The 22,937-nt window shown below is 62.5% G+C and carries 20 protein-coding genes; 8 read left to right on the top strand and 12 right to left on the bottom strand.

The window, feature by feature from the left end:
* The first annotated feature begins 160 nt into the window (after window positions 1–160).
* From ACYP2Q_RS18230 to ACYP2Q_RS18220, 3 genes are read left to right on the top strand one after another with little or no spacing between them, the layout of a single operon-like run.
* A complete protein-coding gene (locus ACYP2Q_RS18230; RefSeq protein WP_459731778.1) occupies window positions 161–1,189 on the top strand; it encodes an acyl-CoA dehydrogenase family protein in 1,029 nt (342 codons plus the stop codon).
* Entirely contained in the window at window positions 1,186–1,959 is a 774-nt protein-coding gene (locus tag ACYP2Q_RS18225; RefSeq protein WP_459731776.1) for a PIG-L deacetylase family protein, read from the top strand. Before ACYP2Q_RS18230 ends, ACYP2Q_RS18225 begins: the two co-directional genes overlap by 4 nt.
* Window positions 1,956–2,555 carry a class I SAM-dependent methyltransferase gene (locus ACYP2Q_RS18220; protein ID WP_459731775.1) on the top strand — a complete coding sequence of 200 codons (600 nt, stop codon included), beginning with the start codon at window positions 1,956–1,958 and terminating at the stop codon, window positions 2,553–2,555. The genes ACYP2Q_RS18225 and ACYP2Q_RS18220 overlap by 4 nt, the downstream gene beginning before the upstream one ends.
* Here ACYP2Q_RS18220 and ACYP2Q_RS18215 read toward each other — a convergent pair whose 3' ends face one another.
* Window positions 2,556–3,206 (bottom strand): glycosyltransferase family 2 protein, encoded by a 651-nt coding sequence (locus ACYP2Q_RS18215; RefSeq protein WP_459731774.1) that lies wholly within the window; start codon window positions 3,204–3,206, stop codon window positions 2,556–2,558. It lies immediately after the preceding gene.
* Window positions 3,207–3,384: 178 nt separating this feature from the next.
* On the opposite strand from ACYP2Q_RS18215, the gene ACYP2Q_RS18210 reads away from it, so the two are divergent.
* On the top strand, window positions 3,385–4,131 hold the full coding sequence (locus ACYP2Q_RS18210) for a DUF72 domain-containing protein (protein WP_459731773.1): 747 nt from the start codon (window positions 3,385–3,387) through the stop codon (window positions 4,129–4,131).
* On the opposite strand, the gene ACYP2Q_RS18205 is transcribed toward ACYP2Q_RS18210, so the two are convergent.
* Window positions 4,115–5,332: an MFS transporter gene (locus ACYP2Q_RS18205; protein ID WP_459731772.1), complete on the bottom strand. Its 1,218-nt coding sequence runs from the start codon at window positions 5,330–5,332 to the stop codon at window positions 4,115–4,117. The two genes, ACYP2Q_RS18210 and ACYP2Q_RS18205, sit on opposite strands and share 17 nt — an antisense overlap.
* An 88-nt stretch (window positions 5,333–5,420) precedes the next feature.
* Between ACYP2Q_RS18205 and ACYP2Q_RS18200 the strand changes: the two genes are divergently transcribed.
* A complete protein-coding gene (locus ACYP2Q_RS18200) occupies window positions 5,421–6,242 on the top strand; it encodes an AraC family transcriptional regulator (RefSeq protein WP_459731798.1) in 822 nt (273 codons plus the stop codon).
* A gap of 701 nt (window positions 6,243–6,943) precedes the next feature.
* Here the strand turns inward: ACYP2Q_RS18200 and ACYP2Q_RS18195 are convergent.
* The 6 genes from ACYP2Q_RS18195 to purU are packed head-to-tail and all read right to left on the bottom strand — an operon-like array spanning window position 6,944 to window position 13,715.
* Window positions 6,944–7,522: a sarcosine oxidase subunit gamma gene (locus tag ACYP2Q_RS18195; protein WP_459731771.1), complete on the bottom strand. Its 579-nt coding sequence runs from the start codon at window positions 7,520–7,522 to the stop codon at window positions 6,944–6,946.
* A 3-nt stretch (window positions 7,523–7,525) separates the two neighbouring features.
* The gene (locus ACYP2Q_RS18190) at window positions 7,526–10,423 is read right to left on the bottom strand and encodes a 2Fe-2S iron-sulfur cluster-binding protein (RefSeq protein WP_459731770.1); all 2,898 of its coding nucleotides are present in this window, start codon (window positions 10,421–10,423) and stop codon (window positions 7,526–7,528) included.
* Window positions 10,420–10,719, bottom strand: a complete 300-nt coding sequence (locus ACYP2Q_RS18185) for a sarcosine oxidase subunit delta (protein WP_459731769.1) — start codon at window positions 10,717–10,719, stop codon at window positions 10,420–10,422. Before ACYP2Q_RS18185 ends, ACYP2Q_RS18190 begins: the two co-directional genes overlap by 4 nt.
* Window positions 10,720–10,732: 13 nt before the next feature.
* Complete coding sequence (locus tag ACYP2Q_RS18180; protein WP_459731768.1) at window positions 10,733–11,974, bottom strand: FAD-dependent oxidoreductase; 1,242 nt, start codon at window positions 11,972–11,974, stop codon at window positions 10,733–10,735.
* Entirely contained in the window at window positions 11,956–12,852 is an 897-nt protein-coding gene (gene folD / locus ACYP2Q_RS18175; protein WP_459731767.1) for a bifunctional methylenetetrahydrofolate dehydrogenase/methenyltetrahydrofolate cyclohydrolase FolD, read from the bottom strand. Before folD ends, ACYP2Q_RS18180 begins: the two co-directional genes overlap by 19 nt.
* Complete coding sequence (gene purU / locus ACYP2Q_RS18170; RefSeq protein WP_459731766.1) at window positions 12,849–13,715, bottom strand: formyltetrahydrofolate deformylase; 867 nt, start codon at window positions 13,713–13,715, stop codon at window positions 12,849–12,851. The genes folD and purU overlap by 4 nt, the downstream gene beginning before the upstream one ends.
* A gap of 492 nt (window positions 13,716–14,207) precedes the next feature.
* On the opposite strand from purU, the gene ACYP2Q_RS18165 reads away from it, so the two are divergent.
* Genes ACYP2Q_RS18165 through ACYP2Q_RS18155 form a run of 3 tightly spaced genes read left to right on the top strand, consistent with a single transcriptional unit; the run spans window position 14,208 to window position 17,447 of the window.
* Window positions 14,208–15,497: an NAD(P)/FAD-dependent oxidoreductase gene (locus ACYP2Q_RS18165; RefSeq protein ID WP_459731765.1), complete on the top strand. Its 1,290-nt coding sequence runs from the start codon at window positions 14,208–14,210 to the stop codon at window positions 15,495–15,497.
* Window positions 15,498–15,522: 25 nt separating this feature from the next.
* Entirely contained in the window at window positions 15,523–16,077 is a 555-nt protein-coding gene (locus ACYP2Q_RS18160; protein WP_046820316.1) for a helix-turn-helix domain-containing protein, read from the top strand.
* 23 nt (window positions 16,078–16,100) lie between these two features.
* The gene (locus ACYP2Q_RS18155) at window positions 16,101–17,447 is read left to right on the top strand and encodes a glutamine synthetase family protein (protein ID WP_459731764.1); all 1,347 of its coding nucleotides are present in this window, start codon (window positions 16,101–16,103) and stop codon (window positions 17,445–17,447) included.
* Between the two features lie 221 nt (window positions 17,448–17,668).
* Here ACYP2Q_RS18155 and tssA read toward each other — a convergent pair whose 3' ends face one another.
* The 4 genes from tssA to tagF all read right to left on the bottom strand — a co-directional run bounded on the left by tssA (window position 17,669) and on the right by tagF (window position 22,921).
* Window positions 17,669–18,757, bottom strand: coding sequence for a type VI secretion system protein TssA (gene tssA, locus ACYP2Q_RS18150; protein WP_459731763.1), 1,089 nt, complete (start codon window positions 18,755–18,757; stop codon window positions 17,669–17,671).
* Window positions 18,758–18,852: 95 nt separating this feature from the next.
* Complete coding sequence (locus tag ACYP2Q_RS18145; RefSeq protein ID WP_077183092.1) at window positions 18,853–19,371, bottom strand: Hcp family type VI secretion system effector; 519 nt, start codon at window positions 19,369–19,371, stop codon at window positions 18,853–18,855.
* Window positions 19,372–19,523: 152 nt separating this feature from the next.
* A complete protein-coding gene (gene tssM, locus ACYP2Q_RS18140) occupies window positions 19,524–21,998 on the bottom strand; it encodes a type VI secretion system membrane subunit TssM (protein WP_459731762.1) in 2,475 nt (824 codons plus the stop codon).
* Window positions 21,995–22,921, bottom strand: coding sequence for a type VI secretion system-associated protein TagF (gene tagF, locus ACYP2Q_RS18135; RefSeq protein WP_459731796.1), 927 nt, complete (start codon window positions 22,919–22,921; stop codon window positions 21,995–21,997). Before tagF ends, tssM begins: the two co-directional genes overlap by 4 nt.
* Window positions 22,922–22,937: the final 16 nt, after the last annotated feature.

The raw sequence follows: 22,937 nt of genomic DNA, 5'->3' as shown, positions 1-22,937 counted from the left end.
AGGATGTCTATTGAGCAGAGACCTTGCCCGGGCATGGGTGGTTCTAAAAACTGGCTCGGCGATTCAGGTACAGATGCAATGAACTCCTGCAGGCTGCCTGCCTCTCAACATCAAGTTCCGAATATCAAGAGCACTCCGTCGCGAACAGGGAGAATGAGCCATGAGCAATGTGGCAACCCTCGAAAGTCTGCTGCAGCCGTTTGCCTGCCGACCCGCGATAGGCACCGTGGACGCCGGTCTGCAACCGATGCTCGAGCAACTCATCAGGGCGGGATTTGCCCAGCTGCCAATGCCCGGGCATGGCCATACGCTGGAACGCTGGCGCACCCTGGCAGCCGTCTCCACCAGCGACCTGCGGCTGGCCAAGTTGTTCGAAGGCCATACCGATGCGTTGGCAATCATGGCCGAGCTCGAGCCCGACTCGTCTGTGGCCGTTGGCAGTTGGGGAACCTGGGCGGCCGAGCCTCCCTTTGCCCGGCTCGAGATTGTCGATCGCCAGGCAGGCAATGTTTACCTGCAGGGGCGCAAGGCCTGGTGTTCCGGCGCTGCCGTGCTCGATCAGGCCCTCGTAACGGCGTGGGACGAACAGCAACGGCCGCAGTTGGTCGCGATCACGTTGCGCCAGCCCTCGATCAGGTTGCTCGAAGATGGCTGGCAGGCAGTCGGCATGGGCAGTACGGCCAGCGTCGACCTGCTGTTCGAAGGTAGTCTTGGCCGTTGTGTCGGGGCGCCCGGGCAGTATGTCGATCGACCCGGCTTCTGGCACGGTGGCGGCGGGATTGCCGCGTGCTGGTACGGCGCCGCCTGCGCGCTCGCCGGTTATCTTCGCCAGCACTGCACGCAGCCGTATCGCGACGTGCATGCCGAGGCTCATCTGGGGGCTGTCGATGCGGCGCTGTGCATGGCCAGGGCGGCGCTTCGGGAAACGGCCCAGTGGATCGATGACAACCCAAGGCGCTGCGCGCAACTTCCGGTCAGGCGCCTGCGCGCCCAAGTGGAAGTCGCGGCCGACAGCGTGCTTGCCCATGTCGGGCGTGGGTTGGGAGCCACCCCGTTCTGTCGTGATAGTCACTTCGCCAGGCTCGCCGCCGACCTGCCGGTATTCGTGCGCCAGAGCCATGCCGAAAAGGACCTGGCGCAGCTTGGACAGCAGCTTGCCGCGCAAGCGCAAGAGGGGTGGGAGCTGTGAGCGCCGAGACGGCTCCAGTAGAAATAAATCTCATCCAGGGCTCGGGCACTTCGCTGGCCGAATGGCAGGCCAGTGACTGGCTGGTCCAGATACCCATCATCACCCACCACCAACTGGTACCTGTCGGACAGCGCTTGGTCGTTGTCGCTCCGCATCCAGACGACGAAGTTCTCGGTTGCGCCGGCATCCTGGCCGGGATGCAGGGCAGGGAGGCCGATGTCTTGATGATCGCGGTCACTGATGGCGAAGCCAGCCATCCGCGGTCACGGCACTGGACACCGGAGCGCCTGCGCCGCCAACGCCCGCAGGAAAGCACGCGCGCGCTCGCCCGGATGGGGCTCGATGTCAATGCCCTGGACTGGCAGCGCCTGGGCTTGCCCGACAGCGGCGTACCGGAGCGCGAGGCGTTACTGACCGAGCGACTGGCGGCAATGATTCGCCCGCAAGATCGGGTGATCACCACATGGCGCCAGGACGGCCACTGCGATCACGAGGCGACCGGTCGGGCGACCGCCAACGTGGTCGCGCAGCAACAGGCCTGCCTGATCGAAGTGCCGGTCTGGGCGTGGCATTGGGCGCGACCGGACGATGCTCGGATCCCTTGGGCGCGAGCGCACAAATACATGCTGGATCCCCAGGTGTTGGCGCAAAAGCGCCAGGCCATTGCCGCCCATGCCTCGCAGGTCAGCCCTGAAGAACAGTCACCTGCGGTGTTGGGCCGAGAAACCCTCGACCGCCTGCTGCAACCTTTTGAACTGGTGTTTTTATGAGCCTGTCGCCCGACTACTTCGAGCAAATGTTCAAGGCCAGCGATGATCCCTGGTCCTTTCGTACCCGCTGGTACGAAAAGCGCAAGCGCGAACTGACGATGGCGAGCCTGCCGCGCCAGCGTTATCAAAGGGTTTTCGAGCCGGCCTGCGCCAACGGTGAACTCAGTGCGCAGCTGGCCGGGCGCAGCGACGCGTTGCTGTGCCAGGACATCAACGCGAAGGCGGTGGGTTTGGCGGGTCAGCGCTTGGGTGGCCTGCAACATGTCCGCGTCGAACAGGCCCGTATTCCCCGTGACTGGCCAGACGGTGAGTTTGATCTGATCGTGCTCAGCGAAGTGGGCTACTTCCTCGATGCAGGTGAATGGCACCAGGTCATCGAGCAGACTTTGCGCAGCCTGGGCCCAGCAGGCGGCGTGCTGGCCTGTCACTGGTTGCACCCGATCGAAGGTTGTTCCCAGGACGGTCGCGATGTTCACGCAGCGCTTGCCGAGCGCTTGCACCTGCATCGTCTGGTGCGCCATGAAGAAACGGATTTCCTCCTCGAATACTGGAGCCGCACGGCGACCTCGATCGATCTCGCCGAGACCTGCCAATAGTCAAAAGGCCAACGACTTCAGGTAGTCGCCAAAGCCTTCCCGGCAACGGCAGTGCTGACGGGCGCTGGTGGTGACCCGGTTCCTCGCCGTCCACATGATTCGCGCGCCGCTGCGCTCGAGGTCTGCGACCAGCTGCACATCCTCATGAGCGGGCAAGGCCTGGAATCCGCCAGCCTTCAGGTAAGCCGCCGAAGAGACCCCGAGGTTGGCACCATGGATATGCCGGTGACCGTCAACGACGCGGTAACTGGCGTGATAGCGCTCGCGAACCCGCTCCGGATGTTCGGACCAGTCGCTGACTTCGACCAGGCCGCAGACTGCATCCGCGTTGAAGCTGATCTGCTCTGCCAGCCATGAATCCGGAACGACGCTGTCGGCATCAGTGAAGGCCAGCCAGCGTGCATCCTTCGCCAGCAGGTGTTCGGCGCCCTGGGCCCGGGTTTTGCCAACGTTGCGGTGGTTGCAACTGAGCGTCCACACGTCATAGGCCTGGGCGATGTCCAGGGAAGCGTCCGTGCAATCGTCCAGGACGATCAGGATCCTCACTTCCTCATCGTCCAGATCTCGGTGAAAAGACGCCGTCAGCAGCGACTCGATGCATTCTTCAAGGCGCTGTTCCTCGTTATGCACCGGCACAATCACTCCAATCATCTGCAAATCCCCATGGTTGGCTTTTCGATGTCGACCGGGGTTGATGACCATTGGTTGCAACTGTTTGCGTGCGGGGGCGATCACCCAAGGCGGTCGACCATTGATCCGCTGTCGTGAACGAAAAAAGGAACCGCTGCAGCAGTGCCGCGCCCTTAGTCATAGGCACTGGTAGAGGCAGATGGACGTGAACGCTCAGCGAATTTTCACAGGGTGTGCCGGATGGAGCCTGGGCCGGGAATATTCGGTCGCCTTTACGGCTGAAGGCACTCACTTGCAGCGTTATGCCGCGCGACTGAGCTGCGTTGAGATCAACAGCTCGTTTTATCGCCCGCATCGCCTCCAGACCTACCAGCGCTGGGGCGTCTGTGTGCCGGCCGATTTCCGGTTCAGCGTCAAGGCGCCCAAGCTGATCACCCACGAGCTGCGCCTCCAGAACTGCGACCAGGCGCTCGAGGAGTTTGTGCTGCAATGTGCCGGGTTGGGCGATCGCCTGGGTTGCCTGCTGGTGCAGCTGCCGCCGTCGCTGGAGTTTGCCCCGGCGAATTCCGAGGCTTTTTTCGTCAGTCTCAGGCGGTGTTTTGCCGGGCACGTGGTGCTTGAACCTCGGCACGAGTCCTGGACTGAGGCCGAGGCGTTGCTGGTGCACTATCGCATCGCCCAGGCCGCGGTGGATCCTTCGCGCATCAGCACCGACTCGACGCCTCGGGGATGGCCGGGGCTCAAATACTGGCGGCTGCATGGCTCGCCGCGCATCTATTACAGCCCTTATGAAGAGCATCGGCTTGAACGGCTGGCGGACGAGATGCATACAGTCACGGCGGACGGGTCGTGCGCCTGGTGCATCTTCGACAACACCGCCAGCGGCGCGGCACTGGGCAATGCCTTGACGCTGGCGCAAAACCTGGCCGCTAAACGCCTTTGGTAGACGGCAACAGGATCGTCAGGATGCCCAGCAGCGGCAGGAACGAGCACAGCGTGTACACGTACTCGATGCCGTGGATATCCGCCAGGTGCCCGAGCAGCGCCGCGCCGATGCCGCCAAAACCGAACATCAGGCCGAAGAACACCCCTGCGATCATGCCGACGTTGCCGGGCACCAGTTCCTGGGCAAAGACCACGATGGCCGAGAAGGCCGAGGCGAGGATGAAGCCGATGATCATGCTCAGCACGCCGGTCCAGAACAGGTCGACATAGGGCAGGGCGAGGGTGAAGGGCGCGGCGCCGAGGATCGAGAACCAGATCACCTGCTTGCGCCCGATCCGGTCGCCGATCGGCCCGCCGAAGAAGGTGCCGGCTGCCACGGCGCCGAGGAACAGGAACAGGTACAGCTGCGAACTGGCCACCGACAGGTCGAACTTCTCGATCAGGTAGAAGGTGAAGTAGCTGGTGAAGCTGGCCATGTAGAAATACTTGGAGAACACCAGCAGTGCCAGGACCACCAGGGCGAAACTCACCCGCTGTTTGGACAGGCCATGGGTGGTCTTGGTGCCTTGCTTGAGCTTGAACAGGTTCAGGTGGTTGCGGTACCAGCGGCTCAGGCCGTATTGCACGAGGATCGCGAAGACCGCGAACAGGCCGAACCAGGCGACGTTACCCTGGCCGTAGGGGATGACGATCGCCGCGGCCAGCAGCGGACCGAAGGCGCTGCCGGCGTTGCCTCCGACCTGGAAGGTCGACTGGGCCAGGCCGTAGCGCCCGCCCGAGGCCAGGCGCGCGACGCGGGAAGTCTCCGGGTGAAAGGTCGAGGAGCCAATGCCCACCAGCGCCGAGGCGACCAGAATCGCCCCGAAGCTGCCGACCATGGCCAGCATCAAAATGCCGATCAGGGTGCAGACCATGCCCGCCGGCAACAGCCACGGCTTGGGGTGGCGGTCGGTGTAGTAACCGACCCAGGGTTGCAGCAGCGAAGCGGTCAGTTGAAAAGTCAGGGTGATCAGGCCGACCTGGGTGAAGGTCAAGCCATAGGTGGCCTTGAGCATCGGGTAGATCGACGGCAACACGGCCTGGATCAGGTCGTTGATCAGGTGCGCCAGGGCACAGGCGCCGATGACCCGCATCACCAGCGGGCTGGCCTGGCTGGCCACTGAGGCGGTGGCAGTGGGGGAGGCGGTGGTACTGATGGACATGGGATCCTTCCAGGGCAAAAAGTACGGCGGGCGCTGGGTAAAAGCGCTGGCCATTTCAGGGTTCAGCGCTATCCTAGGGACCGTCCTATTGCCTGTCTCGCGCAATCCGGGAATCGACTATCGCAAAAAGGGCATCATGATCAAGTCGCTGGATGAATTCCTCAGGGAGATCGACGGGCGCGCCTGTGCCGTGAGCAGCAGCGCCACCGATTACCCGGAAAATTGGGTGATCGAAGCGCATTCCCATCAAGCCCATCAACTGATCTACGCCATCGAGGGCGTGATGGTGGTGCACTCGGGGTTGAGCCAGTGGACGGTACCGCCCAGCCGTGGGATCTGGATGCCGAGCCGGCACATTCACTCGATTCGCTGCGTCGGCCCGTTGAAAATGCGCAGCCTGTTCGTGAGGCCTGAATCGTTTGCGGATATGCCATCCGAACCCAGGGCGGTGAGTATTTCGGCGTTGCTCAGTGAATTGATCAAGGTCTCGGTGGAGATCACCGGACCCTACGACGCGGACTCGCGCGAAGGCCGGGTCATGCGCCTGATCCTCGATGAACTGCGGATCCTGCCGACCTTGCCTTTGCACCTGCCTCAGCCTACGGACCCGCGGCTCAAGGTGGTGTGCTCGGCGTTGCAACGCGATCCCGGCGATGGCTCGACCCTGGCGCACTGGAGCGCACAACTGGACCTCGACGAAAAAACCATCCAGCGTCTGTTCCGCAAGGACACCGGGATGACCTTTGGCCAATGGCGTCAGCAGGCGCGTTTGCTCCTGGCCCTGGAGCGCATTGCCGTCGGTGAGAAGATCATCGACATTGCCGGTGAGCTGGGCTACGACAGCCCCAGTGCGTTCACCAGCATGTTCAAGAAACAGTTCGGCAAGACGCCCAGTCATTTCTTCAGGTAGCCGCGCTCTCGCGGCAACACCCAATCCACTGTAGGAGCTGGCTTGCCAGCGATGGCGGTGTGTCAGTCACCCGCGATGTTGGATGTGCCGGCCTCATCGCTGGCAAGCCAGCTCCTACTGGTGTCCGCAGCGCACACGAAAGCTGCGTACGGCCACAAATCCCTTGTAGGAGCTGGCTTGCCAGCGATGGCGGTATGTCAGTCACCAGAGATGGTGGATGTGCCGGCCTCATCGCTGGCAAGCCAGCTCCTGGTGTCCGCAGCGCACACGAAAGCTGCGTACGGCCACAAATCCCTTGTAGGAGCTGGCTTGCCAGCGAAGGCGGTGTGTCAGTCACCAGAGATGTTGGATGTGCCGGCCTCATCGCTGGCAAGCCAGCTCCTACTGGTGTCCGCAGCGCACACGAAAGCTGCGTACGGCCACAAATCCCTTGTAGGAGCTGGCTTGCCAGCGATGGCGGTGTGTCAGTCACCCGCGATGTTGGATGTGCCGGCCTCATCGCTGGCAAGCCAGCTCCTACAGGTGTCCGCAGCGCACACGAAAGCTGCGTATGGCCACAAATCCCTTGTAGGAGCTGGCTTGCCAGCGAAGGCGGTGTGTCAGTCACCAGAGATGTTGGATGTGCCGGCCTCATCGCTGGCAAGCCAGCTCCTACAGGTGTCCGCAGCGCAGACGAAAGCTGCGTATGGCCACAAACACTTTTATGCCATGCCCGAAAACTCCTCCATCGCATCCAGCAACGCACCATGAAAGTAAGCCGTCGACGCCCGGTCACAAAGGATGAACAACTTCGGCAATTGCACCGACGTAGCATTGATCACAATCACGTTGATCCGCGCAGCCGACGTCTGCGCCACGGCGCCGGCGCCGAACACCTGCGCGCTCAGATCCACGCCGCAGAGTTTGGCCATGACCTCGGGCAAATGTTCGCCACTGAGCTGGAACCAGGCATGGCTGTCCTGGCGCGGCAGCAGGTAGTTGGCTTGATGGTCCAACTCCCAGCGAGCCTCTTCGTCGGCAATGCGTTCGCCCTGGTCCTGGGCACTGCCCAGCAGCAGGTATTCGGTCTGGGACAGACGCACCACCCAGCTGCCGTCAACCTGGGCGACGGCACGATTGGGCGCGTCCGGCAGCACGAAGTGCCGACTCTGCAAATAGCGCGCGCTGGCGGCGCCGCGAAAGCCGACCCGGGGCAGATCGGTCAGGTCGGTCAGCGCACAGCGGGACAGGAGGGCGAGGGCCGGCTGACCGGCGCTGTGTTGTTGTGTCAGGCTGGTCATGGCTCAAAGCTCCTGGCGCAGGTTGGCGGGATCGAAAAAGGGTAGCGACACGACTTCGGCCTGAACCACGCGACCACCTTCGACGCGGATCGCAATCCGTTGCCCGGGTGTGCTCTGGTCGATGCCGGCGTAGGCCAGGCCGATGATCTTGCCCAGGCTCGCCGAGTACTCGCAGGACGTGACGTTGCCGCTGATGTCCAGGCCGTTGAGCACCAGGTGACCTTCAAGCGGTTGCAGGCTGTCCTTGGGCAAGGTGAAGCCCACCAGTTTGCGGGTTTGCGGCTGGGCTTGGAGGATGTCCACCGAGCGCCGTCCGACAAAAAACGGCTTGTTGCGACTGACCGCCCAGCCCATGTCGATTTCCGCCGGATGGGTCATGCCATCGGTGTCCTGGCTGATGATCACATGGCCTTTTTCCAGGCGCAGCAAACGCTGGGTCTCCACGCCAAAAGGGCGGATGTCATGGGCCTTGCCGGCCTCCATCAGCGCGTCCCACAGCTTGAGGCCATGGCGCGCAGGTACATGGATTTCGTAACCCAGTTCGCCGACAAAACCGACTCGCAACAGCCGGGCCTTGATGCCGGCCACGGTGCCCTGGCGCACGCCGAGGTAGGGGAACGCCGCGGCGCTCAGGTTGAGGTCGGTGCAGACTGTCTCCAGCACTTTGCGCGAGTCGGGGCCGGCGACATTGACCGCGCAGATCGCCGCCGTGACGTTGGCGACGTCCACGTCCAGGCGCCATTGCGCGTTCCACTTGAGCATCTGCTGGTAGATGCGATCCACGCCGCTGGTGGTGGCGGTGACGTAGAAGTGGTTTTCGGCGAACCGCGCGCAGACACCGTCGTCGATCACCACCCCATGTTCATTGGTCATCAGCGCATAACGGCTTCGCCCAATCGGCTGCTTGAGGAAGGCGAAGGTGTACATGCGATTGAGCAGTTCGGCGGCGTCCGGGCCGCGCACATCCAGGCCGCCCAGGGTCGAGACATCGATGATCCCGACCTTGTTGCGCACGTGCAGGGCTTCGGCCTGCATGCACGCTTCGCGGTCCCTGGCCTGGCCGTAGAAGGCCGGGCGCTGCCAGATGCCCGCCGGCATCATCTTCGCCCCGGCTTGCAGGTGCCGGGTATGCATGGGGGTTTGGCGATACGGATCGAAAGCGCGACCGGCGACGTGGGCCAGTTTTTCCGCGACAAAGGGCGGGCGCGCGGTGGTCACTCCGGTTTCGCTGATGTTGCGCTGGGTGGCCCAGGCGACCAGGCGCGCGGTCGGCAGCGCCGAGTGGCGGCCTTGCGAGGGGCCCATGCCCACGGTGGAATAACGCTTGACCAGTTGCACGTCGCGATAGCCGATGCGCGTGGCATTGACGATGTCCGCCACTTGCAGGTCCTCGTCGAAATCGACGAAGTCCTTGCCCTTGGGGTGGGGGAAGATCGGCCAGTTGAAGTTGACCCGCACCTCGCTGCCCAGGGGCGCACGTTGCGCGCCGACCGCCAGACCCAGCGCAGCGGCGGCGTCGGCACCGGCGTTGACGCCGTCGGCGATCACGTTGTCGAGGCGGTGTCGGCCATTGACCGAGCCTGCGACCGCGAGGTTTTGCGGCAGCCCGCTGAGGGTGAATTCGGCGCGCTGGTCGTCGTAGGCCAGCTTGCCACCGGCCTGGCACAGCAGCTGATAGACCGGCATGTAGCCGGCGGACATGCACAGCAAGTCACAGGCCAGGCGCTGCCCGCTCTCGGCAACCTGGCCCTGGGCGGTGATCTGGCGCACGTCGACGCCGTTGACATGGCGCAGGCCTTTTTCGTGCAGGGCTTCGTACACGGTGCTGTTGCGCTGGCACGGGATCTTGCGTTGCGCCAGCGCGCCGAGCAGGGCTTCATCGCCCGGGCCATGGCGCAGGTCTACCACCGCGGCGACTTCCACGCCCTGGTCAAACAAATCCAGGGCGGCAAGGTAACCGTCATCGTTGCCGGTCAGCACCACCGCGCGCTTGCCCGGCTTGACCGCGTAGAGCTTCATCAGGCGCTGCGCGGCGCTGGTCAGCATCACGCCGGGCAAGTCGTTGTTGCGAAACACCACCGGCTGGTCGAATGCACCGCTGCATACCAGGCACTGGCGGGCGCGCACCTTGTACATGCGTTTACCCTGGATCACCGGCAGGTAATTGTCGGTGAACCAGGCGTTGCAGGTCGCCTCTGTGAGGATGCGGATATTGGCGTGCTGCTGCACCGCTTCCAGCAGTTCGCGGCGCAAGGCGTCGGCGCGTGTACCCGCGACGTCGAAGCGGGCATAGGTCAGCGATCCGCCGAGAACCGGCTGTTGCTCGATGAGCAGCACCTTGGCCCCGGCATTGGCTGCGGTCAGTGCCGCGTGCAGCCCGGCGGGACCGGCGCCGATCACGGCGAGGTCGGTGAACAGGTAGGCCTTGTCGTAGTATTCGGGCTGGAACTTGAGGTCCAGTACGCCCAGGCCAGCTTTCTTGCGAATGATAGGTTCCCAGACTTTCCACATGCCCTTGGGCTTGTAGAACGAGCGGTAATAAAAGCCCACCGGCATGAATCTGGAGAACTTGCCCAGGTACGCATCGCGGTCGTTGTCCAGCGAGCCGTTGACGTTCTGCGCCGTCACCTGCAAACCGGCCGCCAGCGCGTGTGCATCGGCCAGGACGTTGGGTTCCTGGGGCAGTTGCACCAGGCTGTTGGCGTCCTGCCCGGCCATGGTCAGCGGGCCACGCGGGCGATGGTACTTGAACGAGCGGGAAATCAGGAAACGGCCGTTGGCGAGCAGGGCGCTGGCGATGCTGTCGCCTTGCAGGCCCTGGTAGGGTTGGCCATCGAAGCTGAAATCAAGCGGCTGGTCACGGTCGATCAGTAGGCCCATCGGGGCGGGTAGGCGGTTCATCCGGCGATCTCCTGGGCGGCGTTGAAGTCGACGCGGGCGGGGAAAAGTTCCTTGGGGTCGAAGGTGCGCAGGATCTCGTCGGTCACGGTGTGACGTTCCGCGAGAAACCAGTAGCTCGAAGGCGTGTGCATCCACCATTCGCGCACCACACCGGCGAGGTTGTCAGTGTTGAACACGTAGTCGGCCCACTCGGCATCGCTGCACGTGACCGGGTCGGGCATGGGTTTGAATTCGCCGCCATAGGTGAATTCGCTGATATTGCGTGGCCCGTTGAGCGGGCAATGGATGATTTTCATGGTCCGCTCTCCCTCAGTGACTGGCCGCCGTTGCGCCCATTTCGTTGACTTGCCGGAAGGTCGAGAAGCGCTCCAGGCCAAAGGGCTTGATCAGCTCCGGGACCTTGCCGCCGCTGGCCACCAGTTCGGCCATGGTCTTGCCGCAGATCGGCGTGGCCTTGAAACCCCAGGTGCCCCAACCGGCGTCCAGGTAGTAATTTTTCACCGGCGACAGGCCCATGATCGGGCTGTAGTCCGGGGTCATGTCGGTGATCCCGGCCCACTGGCGCATCAGCTTGGCGTTGGCCAGGAACGGGAACATCTCGATGGCGTGGGCCAGCAGGCTTTCCTTCAGGTCCAGCGTGGAACGGGTGTTGAACAGCGGGTACGGATCGGAGCCGCCGCCGAACACCACTTCGCCGCGGCTGGTCTGTTGCACGTAGCAGTGCAGCGCCGAAGAACTCACCAGCGGATCGAGAAAGGGTTTGAAGGGCTGGGTGACCATGGCTTGCAGCGGGAAGGTCTGGATCGGCGAACGAATCCCGGCCTTGGCCATCAGCAAGGAGCTGTGCCCGGCGATCGCCTGCACCGCGCAGCCGCACTGGATGGTGCCGCGGTTGGTCTTCACGGCGGTGATCGCACCGTTCTCGATGATCAGGTCCTGCACCTCGGTGAGCTGGTGGATTTCCACGCCACGCTTGGCCGCCTGCTTGGCGTAGCCCCAGGCCACGGCGTCGTGGCGCGCGGTGGCGCCATCGATGTGCCAGAGGCCGGCGATCACCGGCAGGTGGCCGGGGTCGAGGTTGAGGCTGGGCACCAGTTCGCGAATCTGCTGGCGGTCGATCATCTCGGTGCGCCCGCCGAAGTGCTTGTTGACCTCGGCGCGCTGGCGGAACGAACGCACGGTGGCATCGGTGTGGGCCAGGGTCAGTTGGCCGCGCTCGGAGTACATGATGTTGAAATCGAATTCGTTGGACAGGCCCTGGAACATCCGCACCGACTCGGCATAGAAACGCACGCCTTCGCTGGTGAGGTAGTTGGAGCGGATCACTGCCGTGTTGCGCGCGGTATTGCCGCCGCCCAGATAGGATTTTTCCAGCACCGCGATGTTGCTGATGCCGTGGTATTTCGCCAGGTAATAGGCGGTGGCCAGGCCATGGCCACCCGCACCGATGATCACCACGTCATAGCTTGATTTAAGCTCGCGCGGTGGCGGCAGGTCCACTTCGACCGGGTACTCGGAACTCAACCCGTACTTCAGGAGATTGAAGGGCATACGGCCTCCGATTGGCTGTGGTGTTGCATAAGGGCCGCGGTCACGGTGTTTTTCATCAGGAAGGCAATGGTCATCGGCCCCACACCACCGGGTACCGGGGTGATCGCCGCGACCTGGGGCAAGGCGCTGTCGAAGTCGACGTCGCCGACCAGGCGGCTGCGACCGGCGTCGTCGATGCGATTGATGCCGACGTCGATCACCACCGCGCCGGGCTTGAGCCAGCTGGCGTCGATCAAGCGCGGACGACCCACGGCGGCAATGACGATGTCCGCCTGGCGACACAGGGCTTGCGGGTCCGGGCTGCGCGAGTGCAGCACGGTCACCGAGCAGTCGGCCTTGAGCAACAGGGCGACCATGGGCTTGCCGACGATGTTCGAACGGCCGATCACCACCGCGTGCTTGCCGCGCAAATCGCCGCAGGTCTGTTCCAGCAAATACAGGCAACCGCTGGGCGTGCAGGGCGTGAGCACCGGGCGGCCCTGGCTCAGGCCACCGACGTTTTCACTGTGGAAACCGTCGACATCCTTGCCTGGATCGATGGCTTGCAGTGCCCGCAGTTCATCGACATGGGCAGGCAAGGGCAGTTGCAAGAGAATGCCGTGGATCGCGTGATCCGCATTCAGGCGGGCGATCAGGTCGAGCAGTTGTTCGGTGCGGGTGCCTGTGGGCAGGCGATGTTCCTGGGAGCGGATGCCGACCTCTTCGGCGCGCAGGATCTTGTTGCGCACATAGACCTGGCTGGCCGGGTCGCTGCCGACCAGGATTACGGCCAGGGCCGGCTGGATGTCTCGCGCGCGCAGGCTGTCGACGTCCTTGCGAACCTCGATCAACACCCGGGCGGCGGCGGCCTTGCCGTCAATCAGTCGAGGAATGTTCACCGGAAGATCACCGTTCGATCCTGGTTGAGGAAGACCCGGTGTTCCAGGTGGTACTTGACCGCCTTGGACAGGGCCACGGTCTCGGTGTCACGGCCGGTGGCGACAAGGTCGTCCGGCAGGTAGACGTGATCGACCCGCTGCACCTCCTGCTCGATGATCGGCCCCTCATCGAGATCGCTGGTGACGTAGTGGGCGGTGGCGCCAATCAGTTTCACGCCGCGTTGATACGCCTGGTGATACGGCTTGGCACCCTTGAAGCCGGGCAGGAACGAATGGTGAATGTTGATCGCCCGACCGGAGAGTTGTTTGCACAGGTCGTCGGAGAGAATTTGCATGTAGCGCGCCAGCACCACCAGCTCGGTGCCGGTGTCGTCGACCACTTTCATCAGCTCGGCTTCCTGGCGGGCCTTGGTGTCCTTGGTCACTGGCAGGTAGATGAACCGAATGCCCTCGCGCTCGGCCATCGGCCGCAGGTCGAGGTGGTTGGAGACGATGGCGGTGATGGTCATGTCCATCTCGCCCTTGTGGTAGCGATAGAGCAGGTCGGTCAGGCAGTGGTCGAACTTGCTCACCATCAGCAGCACGCGCATGGGCTCGCGGGTGTCATGCAGTTCCCAATTCATGTCAAAGGCCTGGGCGACGTCGCTGAAACCGTCCTTGATCTGCTGGATATCCCCGGCATGGCCATCGTTGAAACGGAACACCGCGCGCATGAAAAAGCGGCCGCTGAAATCGTCGTCGAATTGCGCCATCTCCCCGATGTAGCAACCGTTGTCCGCGAGGAAAGTGGTGACGGCCGCGACAATGCCGGACACCGCGGGACAGGTGATCTTGATGATGAAATGGTTTTTCTCGTGTTGCATGACACGTCCTCGGGATGATGGCGGCAGCTCATCGCATAGCGAAAAAATGTCAGCGGACAGCGAGGCTCATTCCTTGAGCGCATTTTCTTGGTAGGAATAAAATATTCCTGTTGGTGGCTTTATAAAGGGAATGCTGGGGGTGCGTCCAGAGGTTTTTGTGAAAGTTTTTTAACTGGTGGGAAATTTATGGGTTGAAAAACGTCGCGATGAAATGCCTGTAGGCGCAACTTGTATGGTTTCACCCTTACCTGTAGGAGCAAGCTTGCTCGCGATGGAGGTCAACGATGACGCGGGGTATCAGGCTCCCCGCGTCATCGTTGACGACCATCGCTGGCAAGCCAGCTCCTACAGTGGATCGGGGGCGGCCGTGGGAGAGGGGTCATCTGTCAGGCCGCCAAGTCATCCCCAACGAAGATACCAACCTTGCGTGTATGAAATTAAACCTGTATTTTTTCATGAAATTAAAACTATAAAATTTCATGGAGCCGGTAAATGTTTCAGCAATCCACCGAGCATGTCGCCAGCTACTACGCCCACACCTGCGCCGATCGCCTGGTCAATCGAGCAGCATTGGAAGGCGAGCAGAGCACCGACGTGCTGGTCATCGGCGCCGGCTTCAGCGGTTTGCACACAGCGCTGCGCCTGGCCCTGGCCGGCAAACGCGTGACCTTGCTGGAAGCCAGCCGCGTCGCCTGGGCCGCATCAGGACGCAATGGCGGCCAGGCTATTCTCGGTTGGTCCTGTGACATGCCACCCCTGGAAGCCGCCCTGGGTCACGAACGCGCCCGGCGGCTGTGGGACGGCATGCGCTGGGCAGCAAAAGAGTTGCGCCAATTACCCGAACGCCATGGCTTCGATTGCGACTACCGACCCGGCCACCTGTGGACCTCGGTGATGCCACGCCGGGTCAGCCTGTTGACCGAATGGCAACACGAGGCCAGCCACAAATGGGGACATGACGGTTTGCGCTTCATCGAGCGCGCCCAGTTGCCCGAGTGGGTGGCCAGTCAGCGCTATCATGCCGGCCTGTTCGATCCCGAAGGCGGGCACCTGAACCCGTTGAAACTGGCGCTGGGGCTAGCCGCTGCGATCGAGCAGGCCGGTGGCGTGATTCATGAACAAAGCAAGGCGTTGAATTATCGCGAGGACAAAAACGGCTACGTGGTGACCACTGATCGCGGACGCATCCGCGCCGATGTCCTGGTACTGGCCTGCAATGCCTATCTGGACCGGCTCGACCCGCAGCTGGCGAGTTGCGTATTGCCCGTTGGGACTTATCAGGTTGCCACGGCGCCGATGTCCGATGCCCAGGCCACTGCGCTGCTACCGAGCAACGCCTGCGTCACGGACAACCAGTTCGTGCTCGATTATTTCCGCCGCACGCCGGACAACCGGCTGCTGTTCGGCGGCGGTTGCACCTATCTGGGTGGCATGCCCAAGGACATTGCCAGTGCAACCCGGCCGTGCCTGGAACGGGTGTTTCCACAATTGAAAGGCATTGAACTGGAGTTCGCCTGGGGCGGGCACATCGACCTGACGCTCAAGCGCACGCCCGACATCGGTCGACGCGGCGACCTGTACTGGTTGCAGGGCTACTCCGGGCACGGCGTGCTGCCGACCCTGGCCGGGGCGCGGGCGGTGTCCGACGCCATTCTCGGCCAGCCGGATGAGTTGGCGTTGTACCAGGGTTTGACCAATGGCAGCTTTCCCGGCGGAAAATACATGGCAGCACCCTTGGAAGCCATCGGCAAAGCCTGGTACCGGCTGCGCGACAGCATTTGAATCGGCCACTTCTGGAAGCCTTTAGATGGACATGCAAGAAGAGATTTCGGCGCTGGCGATCCTGATCCAGGACCTGCGCAAGCACAAGAAGTACACCTTGAAGGATCTGGCCGACAAGATCGGCCGTTCCGTGGGGTTTCTCTCCCAGGTCGAGCGCGGCTTGTCCCGCCCCACGGTGGCGGACTTGACCGCGATCAGCGAGACCCTCGGCGTGCCGACCACTTATTTCTACAGCCTGCCAAAACCCATGGCGCTGCCCTGGGTGACCCGGCCGGATGAGCGCCGCACCCTGTATTACGCCGACGGCATCACCGACATCCTGGTCTCGCCAAAAATGCGCGCGTCCTTTTCCATGCTCGAAAGCCAGCTGGAACCCGGTGCCAGCAGCGGTGACCGGCACATGAAGGACAGCTCGGAGCAGGGCGGTTATGTCCTGGAAGGCGAGCTGACCCTGTGGCTGGATGATGACGATCCGGTGACCCTGCGCGCCGGCGACAGCTTTCAACTGGCCAGTCATGCCCACTGCCGCTACGGCAACCTCTCGGCCCAACTGACCCGCGTGCTCTGGGTCTACACCTGATAAAACAAGCAAGGAACAAAACGATGGATGCTGTGTGCTCTGATCTGCTGGCCGAAGTGCGTGGGTTTCGTCAGCGCTACCCCGAGGTGCGCCATGTCGACCTGATTTCCCTGGACATTCCCGGGCATTTCTACGGCAAGCGCTACCCGATCGAAATGCTTGAAAAAGTGGCCGCTGGCAGCGCCCTCAAGTTGCCGCAAAACTGCGTGTTGCTCGGCACCCAGGGCGGGCTGTTCAAGATCGGCGACTACTGCTTCAACGATGGCGATCCGGACGCGTTGCGCCGCCTGGTGCCGGGCACGCTCAAGCTGGTGAGCTGGGAGAAGCAACCGCTGGGACAGATGCTGATCACCTCCGACGGCACGGAAAAACCGATCGAATTCGAACCCCGTGAGGTCCTGGCCCAGGTGCTGGCTCGGCTTGGCCGCAAAGGGATTTTTCCCGTGGTGGCGTTCGAGCTGGAGTTCTATCTGTTCGATAGCCAGTTGCGTGATGGCTTGCCGCAGTTTGCCCGCGACCCGCTGACCGGCGATGCGGACGACCAGCCGAACATGCACATCGAACGCCTCTCGCGCTTTGCCCCGGTGCTCGATGAAATGGTCGAGACCGCGCGTGCCCAAGGCATCGATGCCACGGTGATCACCGCCGAACTCGGCCCTGGCCAGTTCGAAATCAATTTCGGTCATCTCGATGATGGCCTGCGCGCCGCCGACTGGGCCGCCTTGTTCTGTCGCAGCACGCGCGGCGTGGCCCTCAAGCACAACTACCGCGCCAGTTTCATGGCCAAGCCTTACTTGCAGCACCCCGGCAGCGGCATGCATGTGCATGTGAGCCTTTACGACGAGGCGGGCAACAACCTGCTGGCGACGAAAGGGCAACAGGCGTTGCGCCATGCGGTGGCCGGTTGCCTGGATGTGTTGCCACACTGCATGCCGATCTTCGCGCCGAATCACAACGCGATGCGGCGCTTGAGCGCCACGGTGAACGTCGCCTCGCGCGCCAGTTGGGGCTTCGAGGATCGGGACGCGTGCCTGCGGGTGCCGGAGTCGGACGCCAGGAACCTGCGGGTCGAACATCGCCTCGCCGGCGCCGACGCCAACCCGTACCTGGTACTCGCCGCTATCCTGGTGGGGATGGAACAAGGCCTCGAGCAGGGTCACGAACCGATCGCCCCGCTCAACGAAGACCGCAACAGTGGCATCGACTTCCCGCTGGAGATGCTCGAAGCGGTGCAGTCCATGCAAAACCACCAAAAACTGCGTGAAGGTTTGGGCGCGGAATTCGTCAATGTGTATTGCGAAAACAAGCGCCAGGACCATCTGGCATTCTTGAATGAGATCAGTGCCCGTGAGTATCGCTGGTTCTTGTAGTTAAGGTAGTTTCGAGGTTAACCGTAAAAAATATCTGGATATATAACAGCTTAGAGATCTTAGTAACTGAACGGTTAACGATAATATCTTGTTACAGGGCGAAATATTGCGTAATATCCGCCCCGCGTTCACCACCACGGTTTATGCATTTTTAAGTCCCGGGCGTCCATCAGCTGCCCGGGATTTTTTTTGCCTGCAGTTTTTCAACTGTCGGCCTGCCATCAAGACTTCGTCCCCAGCACGTCGCGGATGTTGTCCACCACGTTGCTGTCCTTGATCACATCGCTCAGCCAACCCTCCAGTGGCATGTTGCCCCATTTGATCGCACGTTCGATCAGGTAGGGAACAGGGCTCTGGGGCTCGGTCTGCTTGAAGTACTGCGCGATACCCGCCAGCAGGGTGAATGCCTCGTCGCGGGTTTGCGGTGTGGTGCGCAGCGGCGTGACGGGAATGTCTTGCTGGGTCTGGGTCATTGCTGCACCTTCAGGTTGTGCGCCGGCGCTTTCGCCGACGACCGCGGTGGGCGCGACAGGGGCCGGGTGCAGTTCGATACCGCGATCCTTGAGCAGTTTTTCGGCCAGTTGGCCTGCGCGGGACAACACGTCATGGAGCCCGGCAAAACTCGGCGCGTCCTGGCCGAACAGCCTGTCGGCGGTGCTCTGCAGTTGCTCGCAGGCATTGAGGCTGGCGGCGATTTCGCCGGCCTTCTGGCGCAGGTGATCGGAGTCGGTCAGCACCACCGAACGCTGGAACACCTCGGCGTTGATCTTGCCTTCGTCGAGAGCGGCACGCATGGCCTGGGGGTTCTGCAACGCCAGGTTTTCGACGTGCCGGGATTCGTCGTACCGCAGCAGGCCGTACGCTTGGCCCTGGGTGATGGGCAATCCGCCCACCACATCCGCCAGGGTGGTTTTCATCCACGCCAGGCGGGCCGCGCGTTCATCGACGCCATCCTCGAGGGAAGGGAAGAGGCCGGTCCAAAAATTGTCCAGCAGGCGTTCGGCCAGGGTCAGGCCAAAGGTGATGCCGGAGAAATGGTGCTTGTGCGCCAAGGCTTCACTGAGCCAGGCGACGAGCATCAGGTCCTTGCTCTGTCGAGCCAGGCCCTGGGCAGCCAGGGTGAGGGTCAGGTCCCAGTCCGAAGACTTGAGGTCGGTTTGCCAGTCACCCTGGGTCAGATAATCGGGGTCTGCTCGCCGCGCTTCTTTCACCTGGTCGAACAAGGTGGAAAAGCTCAGGTCTTCGCCGCTCCCGCCGTTGATGGGCGCTGTCAGTTCGGCCAGCGAAAGGTCGTTGAGAAATTCAGACATAGGCAACTCGGATCGGAATAAAAGAACACCGTGCCCGCTTTCGCGGGCGCGGTGCTGAAACCGGACCGCTTTCGCGGTCCGTTATTGCCAGGGTTTTACGCGAAAACCTTGTTGGCAGTGCGATCCCAACCACCGGTGACGTTACCGCCGCCCTGGCCGTCGGCACGGCTCTGCTGGGTGTAGGTGGTCTTGATGCGAGCGAAGTTGAAGCTGATTTCTTCGATCGGCAGGTCGCCCACCGCTTTGTCTTCGCCGCCCTGGCTACCGCCAGCGACCGCCTTGACGGAAGACACCACGACTTCTTCCAGGTTGATGGTCAGGTACGTCACCTTGTCGCCACCGGCGCGGTTGACGTTCAACTGGATCTTGGCGATGTGCGTGCCCTTGCAGCAGGCTTCGAACAGCTTGGCGGAAGCCTTGTCCACGGCTTTGCGGATGCTGAAGTCGCTCAATGCCACACGCTCCGACGAGGCGCCACCCGAAGAGCTGGCTGTCGCGGAGGTCGCCTGGGTGGCGCCGTACTCGTAGCCCAGCACTTCGATCCAATCCTTGTGCTTGTCGTCCAGTACTTCGCCTGGAATGCCGTCGATCTGGATGTATGCGTCAAATGCCATTTTTACTTTCTCCTTACCTTCATTAAAAAGGATGTCACCTGCAAACAGATCACAGCCCTTCGCTTTAACCTCTTTGAATCGATCAACAGAGGCTTGTTGCGCCAACCCGGGATCGGCCCGGGCAGCGATTTTTCTCCATCGGATGCGGCGTTTCAGTTGAGCGCCCGCACCTCGATTTCTACCCGTCGGTTAGGCTCCAGGCACCGGATCAGCTGGGTCCTTGGCTGTTGCATGTCGCACTTGACCAGGGGCCGGGTGCTGCCTTCGCCGACGGCCTCGACCAGTTCGCCCGGTACGCCTTTGCCCACCAGATAGGTCTTGATGGTTTGTGCCCGCTGCCGGGAAACCTGCAGGTTGCCCTGGGGATCGCCGAGTTGATCGGCGTGCCCGGCGATGATGATTTTCCCGACATTGGGGGTGCTGAGCAGCTTGCCGGCGATCGCACTCAGCTGGCCTTGGCCTTCATTCTTCAGGCTCTGGAAGTCGGCTCGGCCAAAGGCGAACAGGGTGTCCGACTCCAGCGTGATGGTTTCGATCGAGCGCAGCGATTGGGTCAGCAGGCTGTTGATGTAATTGCGCGAGCTGGAGACCAGGAACGCGTTGTCGAGGATTCGCGGCACGTCGGGCTCGTGAATCTGGTCGCTGTAGAAGTTGATCTGGCGGCTGGCGAACTCATAGTCCGCGGCGGCGACACTGGCATTGCCGACCTGGCGGGCCATCGCCGGGTACCAGTAGTCCGGGATCTTCGCTTTCAGGAACCCAGGGTCGGCCTTTTCCCGCTGGGCACGCGAGAGCATCACGTAGGTGTCCAGCGTCGCCTTGCCGAACTGCGCAATGGATTGCGCCCGGTTGTCATTGGGCAACGCCTTGGGTTCGACGCTGTCCACGCCGGTCACCGGCATCAATTCCTTGGCATTGCGCTGATAGACCTTGAGGGTGGTCAGCAAATACAACGAGCGGGTCAGGTTGTCGGCCGTGGGCTTGAGCATCACGCTTTCCAGCCGGTCGAAGTAGCGGCTGCGCACCAGTGGTTCTACCTTGTAGCCTTGATAGAGTCCCAGGCGCATGCGCAGCGGCACACCTTCGTCGTGGTGCTGCGCGTAGTAATGCGCGGTCCAGAAGCGCAGGCGATCCAGGGTTTGCCAGGCGGTGTACTGCAAGGTGGCGGAGCGGTCATCGGCTACCGCCTGGGTCAGTTCTGCTGAAAGGCTGTGCAAGGTGTTTCGGTTGTTCACAAACGACCAGCCCAACAGGCTGCACAGCAGCACTGCGACCAGTGCGGCAGCGCCGATCCAGGTCGCCTTGCGCCGACGCTCGCGGTGGTTGGTGGTGTACAGCGCCACCAGGTGCTGGTCAGGAATGATGACTTTGCGGAACAGACTATTGATGAACAGCGGGCGCGGTTGAGCGTTGCCGTTGGCGATCTCCCGCTCACCCTCCAGCGAGAAGCGTTCAGTCACCTGCCGTGCGTGCCCGCCCGATTCCGGCTGGTCGGCGTCGAGGGCGCTGGTGAAATAGAAGCCGCGCAGCAGTTCCGCACTTTGATAAGGGTTGGCGCGCAACAGGGCGTCGACGAACAGTTGCAGCCTTGGTTTGAGGGCCGCCAGTTCCAGCGGGAAGCGATACACCGCCGAATCCTGCCGGGTGATCTGGATGTCCTGCGTGACCAGCTGCTGGCTCGCCACCTGCTGCCAATAGCTGACCAACTCGTCCATCGCGGCGCCGAAGCGCTGCCCCCAGTCGGCCTGCTCGTAACCTTTGTGGGAGAAGGTCTTGCCCATCACTTCGCCGCGGGCGGTTTCGTCCAGTTGACGATAGAAGGGGGTGAAACCCGGCACCAGGTCGCACTTGGTGAACACCAGGTAGACCGGCAGGCGCACCTCCAGCAGGGCATGGGTTTCCTGGATGCGTTCGCGCAGGCGCTTGGCGATGCGCTCCTGATCTTCGAGCGAGGTCTGCAGGATGTCGTGGATGCTGACGGTAACGATCAGGCCGTTGAGTGGCCGGCGCTGACGATGCTGGCGCAGCAGTTGCAGGAAGGCGCGCCATTTACCGGCCTCTTCCTGGTTGTTCATGTAGCGCCCGGCGGTGTCCAGCAGGACGGCCTCGGAGCTGAAGAACCAATCGCAGTTGCGCGTACCACCCAGGCCTGCGACTCGCACACCTTCGCGCTCGGCGTAGGGAAAATTGAGGCCCGACTGGTAGAGCATGGTGCTCTTGCCTGCGGCCGGCTGGCCGACCACCAGGTACCAGGGCAGGGCATACAGCGCATCCTTGGGGTTGCTGCCCCGAGGCTTGTTGCTGTGCAAGCGCTCGATGCTCTGCAACAACCGCTCGCGCAACAGGCTGACTTCCTCGCGATCCGCCGGGCTCGCGTTCAACACGGCCTGGTCGGCATCCTCGCGCAGCAGCCCTTCGAGGTTGTGATGCCGCGACACGCCACGGTAGAGCAGCAGCACATAACCGGCGGACAGCAGCAGGAACACGCCGATGCCGGTCAGCAGGCTGTTGAGTGAACTGAAGCCGAACGCACGCCCGATGCCCCACACCACGAAGATCGTGAGGAAAAAGCACACCCCCAGGATGTAGGGTTGATAGCGCAAGAAGTAATACTTGATCTTGTTCATACAGGCTTCGAATCCAGGGCATCGACAAAACGGTCGATAACGTCACCCAGAGGGCGGTCGATTTCGGCAAAGGCGTGTTGGCGGTGGTGCTCGTCAAAGGCGTCGAAAGACGCCAGCACGTCATAGCTCTGCGAGCGGTCATTGATGCCGGTCAGCAGGCGATAGGCATCGCTGGTATGGCGCGAGGCAAAACAGATCAGCCGGGGGCGCATGAAATCGTCCGCCAGCAGGCTGACGTGCGGCACGGCGCGCTCCGGGGTCATGTGCGTCAGCCAGGTGACCCACAGATCGGCGGTGGGGTTTTTCAAGCCCCTTTCCGCCGGCAAGGGCAGGGTGATACCGATCGGTGTTACCTGGACCAAGTGCTTTCTCAGGGCCTGCAGCCGGGTCAGCACGGCGTTGGTGACGAACTCCGGGTAGGCGCCTTCGAGCGCGGTACTGATGTCGCGCAGGTTGAAGTTCACCATGAACTTGTCATGCACGCGCCGGAACAACTCGAAGTCCTGGCCTTGCAGCGGGCGCAGGGCCTTGATGCGCTCGAACAGCACCGAAGTGCTCTCGCCCTGGACGGCCAGGTGCAGCAGCGGCCTGATCTGCCCGCTGAACAGTTCGCCCAGGGTGAACGGATTCACGAGCGGCTCGGTTTCGCTGGCCTTGAGGGTCTGGAAAATGAAAAACGGATAGCGCCGCCCACTCGAATCCTTCGAGCTGATCAGCCCGCCCAGCAACCAGTTGCCGCTGCGCGCGCGGTAGCTGAAAAAGCACAGCGGCAAGGCGTCGAACAGCTCGCGCCAGTCGTCGCGATGCTGCAGGGCGGCCAGTGCGCCTTGCAGCCAGCCGTCGAACTCGCAGACGTCGTCGCCCGCACCTTGCAGGCTGACGAAGTCCGGGCTTGCGGGGACCTTGCCGAAGCAGCCGATCATTGGCCGCGACCCCGCT

Source organism: Pseudomonas sp. MHK4 (assembly GCF_054600775.1).
This window is presented reverse-complemented; position numbering and strand designations above follow the sequence as displayed.